The 16283-nt window shown below is 38.2% G+C and carries 14 protein-coding genes; 13 read left to right on the top strand and 1 reads right to left on the bottom strand.

Going from position 1 to position 16283, the window contains the following annotated elements; all coding sequences use genetic code 11:
- The first annotated feature begins 320 nt into the window (after positions 1-320).
- From ASU02_RS16115 to ASU02_RS16060, 12 genes are all read left to right on the top strand, one after another.
- Entirely contained in the window at positions 321-1634 is a 1314-nt protein-coding gene (locus ASU02_RS16115; protein WP_057765422.1) for a M20/M25/M40 family metallo-hydrolase, read from the top strand.
- Position 1635: 1 nt separating this feature from the next.
- A complete protein-coding gene (locus ASU02_RS16110) occupies positions 1636-2838 on the top strand; it encodes a M24 family metallopeptidase (protein WP_057765420.1) in 1203 nt (400 codons plus the stop codon).
- Positions 2839-2840: 2 nt separating this feature from the next.
- Complete coding sequence (locus ASU02_RS16105; protein WP_057765418.1) at positions 2841-4190, top strand: M20/M25/M40 family metallo-hydrolase; 1350 nt, start codon at positions 2841-2843, stop codon at positions 4188-4190.
- The gene (locus ASU02_RS16100; RefSeq protein WP_232426270.1) at positions 4126-5340 is read left to right on the top strand and encodes a M24 family metallopeptidase; all 1215 of its coding nucleotides are present in this window, start codon (positions 4126-4128) and stop codon (positions 5338-5340) included. The genes ASU02_RS16105 and ASU02_RS16100 overlap by 65 nt, the downstream gene beginning before the upstream one ends.
- A complete protein-coding gene (locus ASU02_RS16095; RefSeq protein WP_057765414.1) occupies positions 5321-6280 on the top strand; it encodes an ABC transporter permease in 960 nt (319 codons plus the stop codon). Before ASU02_RS16100 ends, ASU02_RS16095 begins: the two co-directional genes overlap by 20 nt.
- Before the next feature lie 22 nt (positions 6281-6302).
- Positions 6303-7223 carry an oligopeptide ABC transporter permease gene (gene opp4C / locus ASU02_RS16090; protein WP_082631829.1) on the top strand — a complete coding sequence of 307 codons (921 nt, stop codon included), beginning with the start codon at positions 6303-6305 and terminating at the stop codon, positions 7221-7223.
- Positions 7224-7242: 19 nt separating this feature from the next.
- On the top strand, positions 7243-8964 hold the full coding sequence (locus ASU02_RS16085) for a peptide-binding protein (protein WP_057765412.1): 1722 nt from the start codon (positions 7243-7245) through the stop codon (positions 8962-8964).
- 93 nt (positions 8965-9057) lie between these two features.
- Complete coding sequence (locus ASU02_RS16080; RefSeq protein ID WP_165571580.1) at positions 9058-10122, top strand: M24 family metallopeptidase; 1065 nt, start codon at positions 9058-9060, stop codon at positions 10120-10122.
- A gap of 19 nt (positions 10123-10141) precedes the next feature.
- Positions 10142-11167 carry an ABC transporter ATP-binding protein gene (locus ASU02_RS16075; RefSeq protein WP_057765409.1) on the top strand — a complete coding sequence of 342 codons (1026 nt, stop codon included), beginning with the start codon at positions 10142-10144 and terminating at the stop codon, positions 11165-11167.
- Positions 11133-12125 carry an ABC transporter ATP-binding protein gene (locus ASU02_RS16070; RefSeq protein WP_057765407.1) on the top strand — a complete coding sequence of 331 codons (993 nt, stop codon included), beginning with the start codon at positions 11133-11135 and terminating at the stop codon, positions 12123-12125. Before ASU02_RS16075 ends, ASU02_RS16070 begins: the two co-directional genes overlap by 35 nt.
- A 1-nt stretch (position 12126) precedes the next feature.
- Positions 12127-13269 carry an NAD(P)/FAD-dependent oxidoreductase gene (locus ASU02_RS16065; protein ID WP_057765405.1) on the top strand — a complete coding sequence of 381 codons (1143 nt, stop codon included), beginning with the start codon at positions 12127-12129 and terminating at the stop codon, positions 13267-13269.
- Positions 13270-13280: 11 nt separating this feature from the next.
- On the top strand, positions 13281-13754 hold the full coding sequence (locus tag ASU02_RS16060; protein ID WP_057765403.1) for a DUF3830 family protein: 474 nt from the start codon (positions 13281-13283) through the stop codon (positions 13752-13754).
- A gap of 271 nt (positions 13755-14025) precedes the next feature.
- Here ASU02_RS16060 and ASU02_RS16055 read toward each other — a convergent pair whose 3' ends face one another.
- On the bottom strand, positions 14026-15159 hold the full coding sequence (locus ASU02_RS16055) for an aminotransferase class V-fold PLP-dependent enzyme (protein WP_057765401.1): 1134 nt from the start codon (positions 15157-15159) through the stop codon (positions 14026-14028).
- Between the two features lie 34 nt (positions 15160-15193).
- Here ASU02_RS16055 and ASU02_RS16050 point away from each other — a divergent pair, with 34 nt between their 5' ends.
- A complete protein-coding gene (locus ASU02_RS16050) occupies positions 15194-15898 on the top strand; it encodes a Crp/Fnr family transcriptional regulator (RefSeq protein WP_057765399.1) in 705 nt (234 codons plus the stop codon).
- Positions 15899-16283: the final 385 nt, after the last annotated feature.

The raw sequence follows: 16283 nt of genomic DNA, 5'->3' as shown, positions 1-16283 counted from the left end.
TTAAGTTAAGTAAAACTAGGGAAATACGTGTTTTTTATTATGAAGTCAAAAAGATTAAAGAGTTGGAATGTGATAAACTCTTTAATCTTTTTTGTTCATACTGTACCTAATCCACGTAAGAATTGTTTTTATTGGAGAATACATCTAACGGAGCACCTGAAAGAATATCCTCTTTTTATAGATTTGCCTCCAAAACAAATTCATAGTTGATTTATTTTTTAAAAAGTCTGAATTTTTGTAAAGTGTTTTACATTAATCAAAACTTCTTGATATTATAATTGATTTAATCTTGGTAGTTAATGTATGAAGGTGGTGAAGTTTTGATTAAGGAGTGGATGGATGTAAAGGAGGAAGCTGCAGAGTATCTGAGCAGGTTGATTCAGATTAATACGAGCAATTCCCTGCAAAATGAAATGGAAGCGATTAGGTTTTTAGTAGAGATTGCAGAAAGAAATGGGCTGTACACGAAGGTACATCAAACGGGAGAAAATAGAGGGAATGTTGTTATCTCCTTAAAACCTGATTATCATGAGCCAATCATTCTTTTGTCTCACTTGGATGTTGTTCCTGCAAATGATGAAGATTGGAAGGTTCCACCTTTTAGCGGAGAAATTATAGATGATGTGATGTGGGGAAGAGGAACGATTGATACGAAGCAATTAACCATTACTCACCTTATGGTTCTCCTTCTATTAAAACGAAATAACATCACAATAAATAAAGATGTAATTATGGTTGCAACTTCTGATGAGGAAAATGGCAGTCAATTTGGGTTGATTCCCTTTTTAGAAGATTATCCATATCTTTTTAAAAATACTTTTGTATTCAATGAGGGGGGAGGCTTCCCAATCCTGATTGATGAAAACATATACTATTTATGTGAATTGGGACAAAAAGGTTTGGCTAAAGTGAAAATTACAGCAAAAAACGACGTTACTTCTACCCCTTACCTTCCTAATAACAGTGCATTGCAAATTAGTATAAAGATAATTGAAGCTTTTCAGTCTCCAGAAATCATCGAAAGAATTCCTTCATCGACGAATACATTATTCTCTACAATTGCTTTTGACAAAGGGATATCTTTTTCAGATAAAGACTTTGAAACATTTATGAAGATTATTCCGTCTTCCTATGTCTCTCTATTTAGAGCAATGGCGAAGTCAACTTTTTCAATTACAAAATGGGATGGGGGTAAGAAACACTCCACCGCAGGAAAAAAATATGAGATGTACTTGGATTGCAGACCTATTCCTTCAGTAACAAGAGATTTATTTAAGGAAATGTTACGAGAAATTCTAGGCGATCTGCCTGTTGAATACGAAATATTGTCTTTCTCACAGGGCTATGAATCTCAAATCAATCAGACTCACTTAGCTATTTTTGAAGAAGAAGTAAAAAAAGAAGTGCCACATGCAAAGGTGGTTCCATTTTTATCAATTGGCGGAAGTGACTCAAGACATTTGAATTCACTTGGTTCTCAAATCTATGGGTATTGCCCGATGTTACCTGACATGACCTTTGATAAGGTCATTACAATGGTTCATGGAGTAAATGAAAGAATACCTTTAGAATCATTAAGATTCGGTATTCAAAATATGTACAACATCCTTGTTAAATTGGAAGGGAGCGATTGATATGATAACAGCTACGAAAGAGATTACATCCGAAAAATTGATACAAGCAACTAATCTATTAAATCAGTATGGCTTGGATACATGGTTATTACTTACAAGGGAAGGGTCTGACCCCGCAATGCCATTAGTAGTGGGGGTCCGATCCGTTCATAAGGCAGCCATCTTTATCCGAAGCAATGGGGAGCATATTGCACTTACATCTGTAAGTGATAGAGGAAGCTATGAAGCTACGAATCTATTTAAAAAGGTGCAAGTCTATGAGGCGAGCATGGAAGAAGCTTTTCTTAACCTATTTGATGAAATCCAGCCACAAAATCTCGCATTAAATATATCAGAAAGTGATCACTTATGTGATGGACTTACTCAAGGTTTGTATGAATGGCTGGAGGATGTTCTTGGCGTAGAAAGACTAGCTAAAATCGAAGTATCAAGTGAAGTCATTCTAAAAAAGCTGCGCAGTATCAAGACCCCAAGTGAGTTGGAAAATATCAAACAAGCGATCAATCATACGACAGATATTTATGATGAAGCATTTGTTCAGATCAAATGCGGCATGACAGAAAAAGAGATTGGGCAATTGTTTGTCGAAGGGATGAAAAAACGAGGGGTAGCAAACGGCCACGGTGATTCTAATGAGCCGCCTCTCGTATGTATCGTTCGTAAGGGATTAGCCCACAGAAAGCCAGGTAACCACAGGACGGAACCAGGCGACATTGTGATCATCGATTTCAGCCTGAAGTACAACAATTATTGTTCAGACATTGCCCGAACTTTCTATATTCTTAAAGATGGTGAAACACAAGCACCTGAAGATATTCAGATAGCTTTTGATACAGCAATTGCGGCGATCACTGCATCCATTCATGCATTACAGCCAGGAAAGGCAGGCTATGAGGTGGATGCGGTTGGAAGAAGCGTGATTGAGGAAGCGGGATATCCAACTATCCGTCACTCTGTTGGACACCAAATCGGCAGAGCCACACATGATGGTGGAACCATCCTTGGTCCAAAACGGGTACCCCCGAGACCAGAAGTGGAAGGAATTATTGAAGTGAGTGAAGTCTATGCGATTGAACCAACTGTTATTCAGGATAACGCATTGCCATGTGTTTTAGTTGAAGAGAATGTTCTTGTAACAGAAGGTCAGCCAATCATTTTGAGCAAACGCCAGACTGAACTTATCTTAATCTCTTCAGAAGGCTGATGATGATGGATTTGATCAAAGAAGCATTGCATCATTTTAGAGAAATAATAAAGATTGATACGACAAATCAGCTTGAGACTGAATATAAGGTAGCTGAATATTTAAAAGGTGTTTTAGAAAAAGAGGGAATTGCATCACAACTTGTCTATAGTCCAAATAACAGGGCTTCGATCATTGCGAAATTAGCTGGAAATAATGAGGCGGAAAAGCCACTTGTCCTTTTATCTCATATGGATGTGGTGGAGGCAACAGAAGAGGAATGGACATTTCCTCCTTTTTCAGCAACCATAGACGGTGGAAATATTTGGGGGCGTGGAACCCTTGATACAAAACAGCTAACCATTATGCATCTGATGGCATTCATTCAATTAAAAAGAAGCAATCAACCTTTGAACGGTAACATCTTCTTTATTGCAACAGCTGATGAGGAAAACGGAAGCAAAGAGGGAATGGAATTTGTTTCAAGTGAATATCCTGAATTTTTTGAAAAGGCAACTATCCTAAGTGAAGGAGGAGGCTTTATTGTCCCTTGTGAAGATGAAATATATATGTTATTTGCTGCTGGTGAAAAAGGGACTGCTAGAGTTAAGCTCACATCTTTTGGAGATGGGGGACATGCAGGAAGTCCGCCAGAGAATCAGGCTGTCCTAATATTAACACAAGCTCTTAGAATAATTAATCATTTAAAGCTTCCTTCTGGCGATTATCCAATCCTTCATTATTTTCATCACGAATTAAAAGGGATGATGAGTAAGGAGGGGGAACAAGGCGATTTAGTTAGAAGGCTATTTGATTACATGGCGCATATGACATTCACACCTGAATTACTTACTGTTGGCGGAGAGCAGTTGAATGTGATTCCGTATAAGGCAGAGGCAATCCTTGAATTTAGAACGCTTCCGAATCAAACAAGAGAGCAGTTTGAATCATACTTAAAAGAATGGCACCTCCCTCCAAATGTAAATTGTGAGTTGCTATCTTTTGAAAAAGGATATGAAAGTGATCCAGAGGAAGAAATCATCAAGTTGTTTAAAGAGACATCCTCTCTATATGGAAAAAAGATAAAATGGGTACCTTTCACTGCGTTAGGTAAAACAGATGGAAGGTTTGTTGGAGATGTATCGAGCCAAATTTATGGCCTATCTCCAACCTTAACTCCTTTTACAGAGGTCCTCAAAAGGGTTCATAACAAGGATGAACGAATCGAAGTAGAGTCATTTGAATACGGTGTAAAACTTATGACAGCCGTTTTAAAAAAGTTATGTATATCAAATGGAGGTGGAGAAAGTGTATCAGGTACAAAAAGAGAAACTGAACCAAGCGCTCGAAAGTTTACGCGAACAAAATATTGATATATGGCTGATCCTTACATCGGAGGGAAGTGATCCGTGTATCCCTCTTGTCACAGGTGTGGGGACGGTTGGACCAGGTGTTTTTATTGTAACGAAAGAGGGAGAAAAGTTCGCTCTTTGCAGCAGTATTGATGCGCAGGATATAGAAGAGTCTGAGCTATTCGATGAGGTCTACAAGCATTCTGGCAGTTTAGCAGTTTTACTTGCTGAAGTGGTAGGAAAGATTAATCCGAACAAGATTGCGCTAAATATTTCGAAAGAAGAACATTTAACAGATGGATTAACTGCCGGACGGTATCGCTGGTTAAAGAAAACGTTAAAAGATGTATTCGAAGGTGAATATGTCTCTTCAGAGGAATTTCTCACATTAATTCGAAGTATCAAATCAAAAACTGAAATTGAGCATATTGACAAGGCAGTTAAGATCACAGAGGCAATCTATAAACAGGTCTTTACTGAAATGAAAGCAGGAATGACTGAAAAAGAATTAGGAGCTTTATTTGTTAAAGAGTTGGAGAAACACAAAGTGGTCAACGGAGTAGATCGCACGCTGTCTATGCCAATTGTATTAAAAGAGAACATTGCACATAGAGGGCCAGGGAATGCTGTTGTTGAAGAAGGAGACCTTGTAATTTTTGACTTTAGTGTTGAGGTAAATGGGTATGTTTCGGATATTGCAAGAACGGTCTATTTCTTAAGAGAAGGTGAAACGGAACCTCCTGAAGAAATTCAGGCTGCATTCTCAGCTGTACATGAGGCTATTACAAAAGCTGCCCTCATGATAAAACCGGGTGTTAAAGGGCATGAAGTAGATTCAGCAGCAAGAAACCATTATGGTTCGCTTGGCTATCCGGAAATTACCCATGCGACTGGTCACCAAATCGGAAGAGATGTACATGATGGAGGTGTACTGCTAGGTCCGAGATGGAAAAGATACGGAAATGCACCTTTCGGAGAGCTTAAAGAAGGAATGGTTTTTACAATTGAACCAACGTTATTTTTAGACAATGGGATCCATTTTATTGTTGAGGAAAATGTTGTCGTTACATCTGATGGAGTTAAGTATTTAACAGAACGTCAGGATGAAATAATCTGCATCCAAACTACCAAAAAAGAAGGGAAGGAGATTCTTGAAAAAATACCTGATTAAAAGACTGCTTCAATCCATTCCCATCTTAATTGGCATCACAATTATGACCTTTGCAATCATGCAATTATCTCCAGGAAATCCCATGCAAACAATGATTGACCCTAAAATATCTTCTGAAGAAATGCAAAGGGCTCAAGAGAATCTCGGTTTGAATGACCCATTGCCGGTTCAATATTTTACTTGGATCAAGGAAGTTTTCACAGGGAATCTTGGATATACCGTGAAAACAGGTCAGCCAGTAGGTCAACTGATTTTGGAACGTTTGCCTGCCACGCTGTTATTAACAGGTACGGCCTTTGTAATGGCATTTGTAGTTGGCATACCATTAGGGGTTTATTCAGCAACCAATCGCTTTAAGGCACCAGATTATGTATTAACCGTTTTGTCTTTCATTGGTATTTCTATTCCGTCTTTCTTTTTCGGGTTAGGGATGATATTTATTTTCGCATTAAAGCTTGGGTGGATGCCTACATCTGGAATGGTTACCATTGGTGCTGATTTGACGGGCTTTGCTAAGTTTATGGATTATGTCAAGCATGTCACGATGCCATCCATTGTACTTGCATTACCGACAATCGCTGTTGTTATGCGCTTTACTCGTTCCAGCATGCTAGAAGTACTTAACCAAGACTTTATTCGAACGGCTGATTCTAAAGGATTAAGCAAATTAAAGGTTAACCTGAAGCATGCATTAAGAAATGCGCTGATTCCAGTTATTACGATATTTGGTTTATCCATTCCCTTCTTATTCGGTGGTGCCTATATTACAGAGCATATTTTTAACTGGCCTGGAATGGGAAGCTTAGGAATTCAGTCAATCGTTGCAAGAGAATACCCCGTCATCATGGCTCTAAATCTATTTACCTCAATCTTAGTGATGACAGGTAATTTATTGGCTGATGTTATGTATGCATGGGCAGATCCAAGGATTAGGTACTGACTATGAGTAAAGGGGGGATTATATGAGTAACGTGGAATTACAGCACAATCAAGCGGGACTAGTTCAAATAAATAGAAAAAAAAGATGGCGAACCAATGCTTCGTGGAAACGATTTAAAAAGAATAAGCTAGCCGTGTTCGGAGCAATCGTCCTTATAACGTTACTCATCGTTTCTGTATTAGCTCCAATCCTTGCACCACATAACCCTTACGAATCGACAAAAGGAGAGCTGGGATTATTTGATGTTCTTGCCCCTCCTAGTGGTGAGCATCTGCTTGGTACGGATAGCTTAGGAAGGGATATGTTATCACGGATTATATATGGCGGAAGAGTATCCTTAACAGTTGCTTTTGTTGCTGTAATGATTGCGACATTTACCGGTGTGCTGCTCGGAGTTGTAGCAGGCTATTATGGAAAATGGGTCGATACGGTAATTATGCGAATCACGGATGTCGTCATTTGTTTCCCAGTCCTTTTCTTAGCAATCACGGTTGCAACTATTCTCAAACCTAGTCTATTCAATGTAATTATCATTATTGGTTTAGTAAGTTGGACGACGATGACAAGGCTCGTGCGAGGAGAAGTTTTGCGATTAAGGGAAATGGAGTATATTGAAGCAACGAAAGCGATGGGGCAAAGTGATTTCATTATAATAATTAAACATATCCTGCCAAACATTATGGCACCGATTATAGTACAAGGAACACTTCAGACTGCCGAGGCCATCTTAACGGAATCTGCACTCAGCTTCTTAGGGGTAGGTGTTCAGCAGCCAATTCCAAGCTGGGGTAATATGCTAAATGAAGCAACATCGATTATGGTTCTGCAATTTAAGCCATGGGTTTGGATGCCAGCCGGATTTGCAATTCTGCTCACTATTCTTTGTATTAACTTTGTGGGAGATGGACTCCGAGATGCATTAGATCCTAAGGAAAAAAATTAAAACATATGGGGGAAACTAAATGAAGAAAAAGTTTGGTCTTATTAGCGTATTTTTCCTATTCGTGTTCCTTTTCTTAGCCGCTTGTTCATCGGATACAACAACAAATAATAATAATAATAATACAGACAAAGAAAACGATAATACATCTTCAACTGAAACCTCAAAAGAAGAAACGCCAAAAGAGGTAGGTACTGTAACAGTTGCCTTCAATAGTGAACCAGGGAATCTTAACCCTGTTATTTGGGCAACGACATCAGATACGAACGTAACTCATATGGTATTTGACTCACTCGTTATTCCAGATAAGGAATTGAAAATGGTAGGTCGTCTTGCGGAAAGCTGGGAAGTATCCGAGGATGGCAAAACATATACTTTTCATCTGAAAAAAGATGTGAAATGGCATGATGGCGAGCCATTTACAGCTAAGGATGTGGAGTTTACATTTACGTCATTAGCCGATAGCACATATGATGCTGGAGCGTATTGGAGAGTTGATCCAATCGTGGGTGCTGCTGAATATAAGGAAGGGAAGGCAGACAAAATTGAAGGAATCGAAGTTGTAGATGATCATACGATTAAGTTTACAACAAAGGAGCCGTTTGCTCCATTTATTTCAGGGCTGTTTATTGCCGTACTTCCTGCACATATTCTACAAGACACGCCTCCTGGTGAATGGGAAAAGCATGCTTCAAACCGTTCACCAATTGGTACGGGGCCATTCAAGTTTGTGAAATGGGAATCAGGTCAATATATTGAGCTAGAGGCAAACAAAGAATATTTTGCTGGAGCACCAAAATTAGATAAAGTAATTGTTCGTTTTGGAGATGCGAATACAATGCTAGCATCTGTATTGAGTCAGGATGTAGATATCACTTCCGTACCAGTTGCGGAAACGCCGTCCGTTGCAACACTGGATTTTGCTAGCTTAGTAAATCAGGATGCATTAAGTGTTTATTATGTAGGATTTAACTCGAAAAATGATCATTTTAATGATCCGAAGGTTAGACAGGCCCTTGCTCATGCAGTCAATAAAGAGGCAATGGTTGCTTCAATTCTAGGGGAATATGGAGAAGTAGCAGATGATGTGTTCCCATCCGCTCACTGGTCACATAGCCCGAATTTAAAAGTTTATGACTATGATACTTCTAAATCAGATGCATTGCTTAAAGAAGCTGGATATCAAAAAAATAGCAAGAGTATTTATGAAAAGGATGGCAAGGAGCTAAGCTTTTTAATGGAGGTTCCTACTGGTACGAAAGAAAGAGAAAAATCAGGCGTCTTATTAAAGCAAATGTGGGAAGAACTAGGTGTGAAAATGGAAATTCGTTCACTTGATTTCCCAACGCTTGTAACGAAACTATTACCTACTACTGATGATGGAAAGCAAAGAGAAGTGACGAAAGAAGACTATGATGCTTATATTCTAGGATTTGGTATTGAAGCAGATCCAGATGAATATAGAAGCTACTTCGGCAGTGCGTATATGCCTCCTAATGGGTATAACTTTGTTGGTTATTCTAATCCGAAAGTTGATGAATTGCTTGAGGCTCAAACAAAAGAAATTGATCTTGAAAAACGTCAGCAATTAATCTGGCAAGTAGGAGAGAAACTTGCGGAGGATGAGATTTGGATTCCATTATACGAACAAGTCTCTCCATTTGTAGTAAATAATAGAGTTGTAGGGTTCGAACCTGACTTTAGAGGTGCTACATTTAACGCTAAAGACTGGTCTGTAAAATAATTAAAATCCTAAAAGAGGGTAGGGTGTTATCCCTTGTGTTAATGGAGGGGTACCACCCTATCTACTTATCTTAAGGGGGCCGGAGGTGGAATGATGCAAAAAAGAATCGAGCAAGTAAGAAGCTTTCTCCAAGAAAAGGAACTAGACGCTATTTTCATCTATTCATATGAAAATAGAAGATATTTTTCCGGATTTTCAGGAAGCAATGGATACTTATTACTTACGAATGAGTATTGTGGGTTGATTACTGATCAACGATATACAGAACAAGCAAAAGAGCAATCTCCACATTTTGAAATTATCACTCATGGGATCGACCCTTTTACCACAATACAAGCCGTATTTAAAGGGAAAGACATCTCAAAGATTGGCTTTGAGTCGGAATCAGTATCCGTTCATTTATTTAATAGATTGAAATCTATGTTTAGCGAATATGAATGGTTTCCCCTAACGAAAGAACTCCTAACTATCCGAAAAGTAAAAGATGATACTGAAATTGAGATGATTAGGAAGGCTATTGCCATATCAGACCAGGCTTTTGCGGAGTTGATTCCATTAGTGAAGCCAGGCATGACTGAAAAAGAAGTTGCTGTCGAATTGGAGTATCTGATGGGCAAATTGGGACATGAAGGCCCAGCGTTCGGCACAATTGTTGCCGCAGGGAATCGTGCAGCATTCCCACATGCGATTCCTTCTTCTAAAATTATTAACAATAACGAATTCCTCTTAATTGACTATGGAGTAAAATTCATGGGATATATGTCGGATATGACTAGAACCATCGTTATAGGATCACCTAATGAAGAGTTAAAGAAATACTATGACTTCGTTCATGAGGCGTTAGAAAAATCCATTGAAGCTGTTAAATCTGGAATGACTGGACACGAATTAGATGCTGTGGCTAGAAATGTATTTAAACGTGAAGGCGTTGAAGAATATAGCTTAAGGGGATTAGGACATGGCGTCGGCTTACAGATTCATGAGAATCCAAGAGTTGTCCTCGATTCTGAAGAAGTTCTGGAACCAGGAATGGTATTTACCATTGAGCCAGGTTTGTATGTACCTGGAAAAGTGGGTGTCCGCGTGGAGGATATTGTTCTTGTGAAGGATGGTGGATGCGAAATTTTAACGGGTACACCAAGGCATATCTATATTTGAGGTGGATAGGAGTGCGGGTATGGAAAACTTATTGGAGGTTAACAACCTTAAAACCTATTTTTATAACGACGGTGCTGAAACGGCGGCAGTAGACGGGGTATCTTTTGAATTAAAAAAGGGTGAAACGCTTGGTCTAGTAGGGGAATCAGGAAGTGGAAAAAGTGTGACCTCTCTTTCTATTTTACAGCTAATTCAAAAGCCACATGGAAAAATAATTGATGGAGAGGTTATTTTTAAAGGAAAAGATCTTGTCAAAATGGGAGAAAAGGAAATTAGAAGAGTTCGTGGAAACGATATCTCAATGATTTTTCAGGAACCAATGACTTCCTTAAATCCCGTTTTTACTGTAGGAAATCAAATTATGGAAGTGCTTACTCAACACCAAGGCCTATCAAAAAAGGAAGCTAGGGTAAGAGCCATAGAGATGTTGAAGGTAGTAGGAATTCCTTCTGCAGAACAAAGAGTCGATCAGTATCCACACCAACTTTCAGGCGGCATGAGACAAAGAGTCATGATTGCGATGGCATTAGCTTGTAATCCAGATTTACTCATTGCAGATGAACCGACAACTGCTCTAGATGTAACAACCCAGGCACAAATATTAGAACTTATGAATGAGCTTAAAGAGAAACTGGAAACGGCAATTTTACTGATCACACATGATCTCGGAGTTGTTGCAGAAACAGCAGATAAAGTGGCTGTTATGTATCTTGGCCGGATTGTTGAATATTCTGATGTGGAAACGTTTTTCGAGGAACCTAAACATCCTTATTCACAAGGGTTAATTAAATCAGTTCCAAGTATAGATAATCGAGTCGACCGACTTAATCCTATTATTGGGCAGGTTCCACATCCATCCGAGGTCAAAAGCGGATGCAGGTTCGCTAGCAGATGTGAACGTGTTCAACCAATCTGTCTGCAGGATGAGCCAAACCTCATTGATTTACAAGGTCATAAGGTAAGATGCTGGATGTATTCTGATAATTGGATTGAAAAAGGGGTGGAAACGAATGCCGGAGAAGTTACTTCAAGTAGAGGCGCTTAAAAAGTGGTTTCCAATCGAAGGAGATGGGTTGCTCTCTAAAAATCAAAATATAGTAAAAGCTGTAGACGATATTAGTTTTTATATTGAGAAGGGGGAAACACTTGGCCTTGTAGGTGAATCGGGGTGTGGAAAGTCAACAGCTGGAAGAGTTATTTTACGCCTCATTGAAGCGACAGAAGGAAGAATCATAATCGAGAATGAAGATATCCGTGCGTTATCATCAAAAAAGTTAAAGAAAAAACGAAAAGATATGCAAATTGTTTTCCAAGATCCTTATGCTTCATTAAACCCGCGCTTAAAGGTTGGGCAAATTCTTGAGGAACCAATGTCCATTCACATAAACATTAGTAAGAAAGAGAGAAAAGAAAGAGTGAAGCAGATCATGGCGGATGTTGGCTTAAATGCTGCATATATTGATCGATACCCTCATGAATTTTCAGGAGGCCAAAGACAACGGATCGGAATTGCAAGAGCTTTAGCTGTGAACCCTAAATTAATTATTATGGATGAACCGGTATCTGCCCTTGATGTGTCTGTTCAAGCCCAAGTGTTAAACCTCATTCAAGATTTACAAGCAAAGTATAAACTAACCTATTTGTTCATTACTCATAATCTGAGTGTTGTAAAGCATATCTCAAATAGGATTGCTGTTATGTATCTTGGGAAAATTGTAGAGATCTCAGAACGGGATGAGTTTTTTGAAAATCCGAAACATCCTTACTCCCAAGCCTTACTTTCAGCCATTCCTAAACCCGATCCAAAATTGAAAAGACAAAGGGTTATTTTAAATGGGGATATACCGAGTCCTGTTAATCCCCCAGAAGGATGCCGATTCCATACTCGCTGTCCGTATGTGATGGATATATGCAAATCAGTACAGCCAGAATTGAAGGATGCTGGAAATAATCATTTTGTAGCTTGTCATCTTGAATCGGTAATAACTAGAAAGGAAGAGTGAAATGGAACAATATGATGTTGTAATAGTTGGTGCGGGGATAATCGGCTGTTCGATTGCCTACTTTCTTACTGAAGCAGGGTATTCGAATGTGTTAGTCATTGATAAAACTGGGATTGCTTCTGATATTACTGGAATTTGCCCTGGGGGAGTTCGGCAGCAATGGGGAACTGAAATAAACTGTATCATGTCCAAAAGGTCTACCGAGTTTTTTCAATCAATTAATAACCGTCTCGATCCCGAGTATGAAATAAAATTTAGAAATGTAGGTTACTTATACACGTTCCATTCTGAAGATGCAAAAAATAAGTACGCGAAAAGTGTTACCCTCCAAAATTCACTAGGTATACCAACAAAATTTATCACACCAAGTGAGGCAAAAGAGATCGTTCCTGGAATTAACGAATCAAGTTTCATTTCGGCTTCATTTTGTGAGACAGATGGCTTCGCGGATGATGCGTATCATGTGACAAATAGTTTCGCTGCAGCAGCAAAGCGAAAAGGAGTAAAGTTTGTAAGTGATACAGTTGAAAATATCGTCGTTGAGAATGGAATTGTAAAAGGAGTAAATTGTTCGAATAGGGGATACATTTCTTCTGAAAAGGTCGTAAATGCTGCTGGATTAGGATCTAAGAAACTGGCAGAGACGGCAGGGGTTGATTTGCCAATTAATTTTGAGGTAAGGCGTATTCTTTACACGAACAGAGTGACTGAACGTATTCTTGAGCCATTACTTATTTCGTTTGAAAAGGGATTTGCAGCTAAGCAATTAACCGATGGAACAATTTACTTAAGCTATCTTGGGAAAGACTTGCAGCCACCATACAATATGTTTGATTTTCAATTACGCGCTGCTGAAGTAGGAACGGAAATTTTTCCTCAACTTGAGGAACTCGTTTTCCATAGCCATGTTGATGGTACGTATGACAGTACCCCTGATCACCAAGCGATACTAGGAGATGTGGATGGCTTACCTGGTTACTATCAAGCAGCGGGGATGAGCGGACATGGCTTTATGATGTCTCCAGCAATTGGGGAAGCCGTTGCATCAATTGTTACAGGAAAAACACTAAAAATAGATGTTTCAAGTTTGCATTACCGCCGCTTTGCAAATCAGAAGCTTATTTTTGAACCGAGTGTAGTATAAGGAGTGAAGTGATGAATACATTAAAAATCGCATTCTTAGATTTAGATGTTTCCATTCGAGCACAAGTGTTAAGTGATAAGGCTCCTTCGACGAGCGAGGCATTCATGAAATTACTCGAATACCCGATCCCATCAATGGCAAGGCATGCTATGTACACAGGGAAAGAAATTTCAATCCAGCTACCAGTTGAAGCATGTCAAGAAACTGCACTACATAATCCAAATAAGGAGAACTTAACATGCTTCCCTCAACCAGGTGATATTCTGTATACGTTTATGCCTGCGTACGCATGGGGAGGTGTTCCCACCCCGATATATGATTTCGGTCTTTTCTATGGCAGAGATGCACGAACTTTTTTCCCAGCCGGATGGCTTCCTGGCAATCTATTTGCAAGAGTCGTAGAGAAGGATTTAGAAGAATTAGAGGAAATTGGAAAGATTATACATGTTAAAGGTCAGCAAAGACTATTGCTGGAATTAGAGTGAAAATAATAGTTTATCTGCACCTCTTATTGAGGTGTTTTTTTGTACACTCTGGCTAACTCTGGCATCGATTGAATAGTAATGGTGGTTTCATGAGTAAAACGAATTGAATTGGGGTGACAAGTGACATACAAGCAACATTTTGGTTCATAATATGACAGCATGATCAAGCACAGACATGGATAACTCCTTAGGTAATTTTTAATTTCTATATAAATAAGGCTAGCCTTAAAAACAGGCTAGCCTTGTTATATCTATTAAAAGTCGAAAACATTCAATGAGATAATTCTTTTAATTGTAATAAGCAATTGACTATATCTTCTTCACTGTTATAGATGTGTGGTGCAATTCTTATAACATCCTTCCGTGCAGATACCACGAATCCCGCCTGTTTTAATTGCTTTTCGATGTTATTCGCATTATTAACATAAATAGCCGTACATGTGCCTTTCTTATTATTGTCTAAAGGGCTTGCGATTTCAAAACCAAGTTCGGCAGCTTTTTTAATAGTAAAGGAAGAAAGTTTTGCTAGATGATATTTTATTGTATCCATTCCAATTTCTTCAATGAAAGACAAAGCAGCATCTGCAATGTATGCATTGATAACAGGAGGTGTACCTGTATTAAAACGCTGTGCTGAATGGGCGTAATCTAAATGTTTTAAATCAAAGGCAAAAGGGTTTGCTTGTCCAAACCATCCTGTTGTAGTTGGATACAGCCGTTCTGCCAGTTCTTTTTTTACATAAAGGAAGGATATACCTGGTACCCCGAGTAGATACTTTTGCATTCCCGTAACTAAGATATCTATGTCCATGTCTTTTACATCAATATTTACCGCACCAGCTGATTGATAGGCATCCACTAATAGAAGAGAGCCTTTTTTATGAGCGATGTTAGCAATATCCTTAATGTTTTGTTTAAAACCATTGTAATATGAAACATGAGAGATACAAGTTAGAGCTGTGTTTTCCGTAATATGAGTTTCATAGTTTTCTATAGGAATCATATTATTTTCTGCTGGAATAAACGTAACATGAAAATCTTGGATATGTTTTTGTGCCAAGACGGCATGTCCTACGCAAGGAAAATCCATTTCAGTTATACAAACGTCTTGCTTATTTAGGTCAAGTGAATGTAAAATAGATGAAATAGAATCAGAAACTGAAGATAGGACTGCAACCTCACTCGAATCACAATTAATGATTTTAGCAAATCTTTCTTTGGCTCGATTTACTTTCTCCATCCAAGTCTCCCAAGACATTCCTTCATCTAGTAAACTATTTTTATACTCATCCATGGCATTCATTACATCAAGAGAAATAGCGCTTTGAGAACAGCTAGAAAGTATTATCTTTTTTTCCAAACCTGGGAACTCTGATCTAACTTGTAGTAACGTTTCAGTATTCATTTTCAAAATCCCTTCCTTTAATGAGGTGATAAATATGAATGATGTGGTTCAAGAATTCAATTTTCTCAACCCTTGGCTAGATAATCTTCCATATACTTGGTCTGAGTTAAAGAATCATAGTGAAAAAGTTACTTATAAAAAGCATGAAACAATTTTTAATCAGAACGAAACAGGAAATTATATTTACATAATTGAAAGTGGTCGTGTTCGTCTTTTTTTAATCTCCCCCAATGGGGAGGAAAAAGCTCTTGCGATCATCGGGAAAAATGGAATCTTGGGTGAGTGTTCTTTAAATGGTGATTCGGGTTATGCAACTAATGCTATTACCGCTTCTGAGGTTGTATTACTAAGGACTTCTAAGGAAAGTTTTTTTGAATTTCTTTCTAAAAAACCACAGTATATTTCCCAAGCATTTGATCTAATTACAAAGAAATATCGTCTCCTATGTTCACAGTCTTTACAATTAAGCTACATGAAAGCATTGCCAAGGATTTGTGCCGCATTTATCCAGTTGTCGATTCAATACGGTGAGAAAATTGATGAAAAACAAATTAAATTAACCATTAATTTTACCCATCAAGAGTTAGCAAATCTTTTAGGAACTACAAGAGTTACGGTCGCAAAAAATATTAAATGGCTAGAAGACAATGCGCATATTTCTAAACAAGGAAAATCCTACATAATCAAAAATATTGATGAACTGGCTAATCTTGCAAATGAAAAAATGCTATTGACATAAGCTTATTATAGATCAATTTTTCAGAAAATAATGTAAAATACTTAACAGTCAATAAAGTTTTTGGCTCCTTTTTCCATTATGCAGTGAGTCAATCAATTAGTTTAGACCCTATGTACACATTTTGAATGCTGGAATTTATAGAAATGAATTAAGTAGAGTCGATTATGTCGACTCTTCTTTTCTTCGTCAAAAAAAGACATAGGGTGAAATGAAGCGTTTCTGTGCAATTGAAGCATTTACAAAACGAATAATTAAGGATATGAATGATAATCTGCATTTATTTAACAATCGACCATAAAAGGGGACACGATACCTGCATCTCTAAGAATATAGTAAAGAAGCCCATCGCTTTGACCTCACAATCTCTACCATGTAATATGGACTT

Origin of the sequence: Cytobacillus praedii, assembly GCF_001439605.1 — a bacterium.
Taxonomy (GTDB): domain Bacteria; phylum Bacillota; class Bacilli; order Bacillales; family Cytobacillaceae; genus Cytobacillus; species Cytobacillus praedii.
The sequence above is the reverse complement of the archived record's forward strand: the minus strand, read 5'-3'. Positions and strand labels throughout refer to the sequence as shown.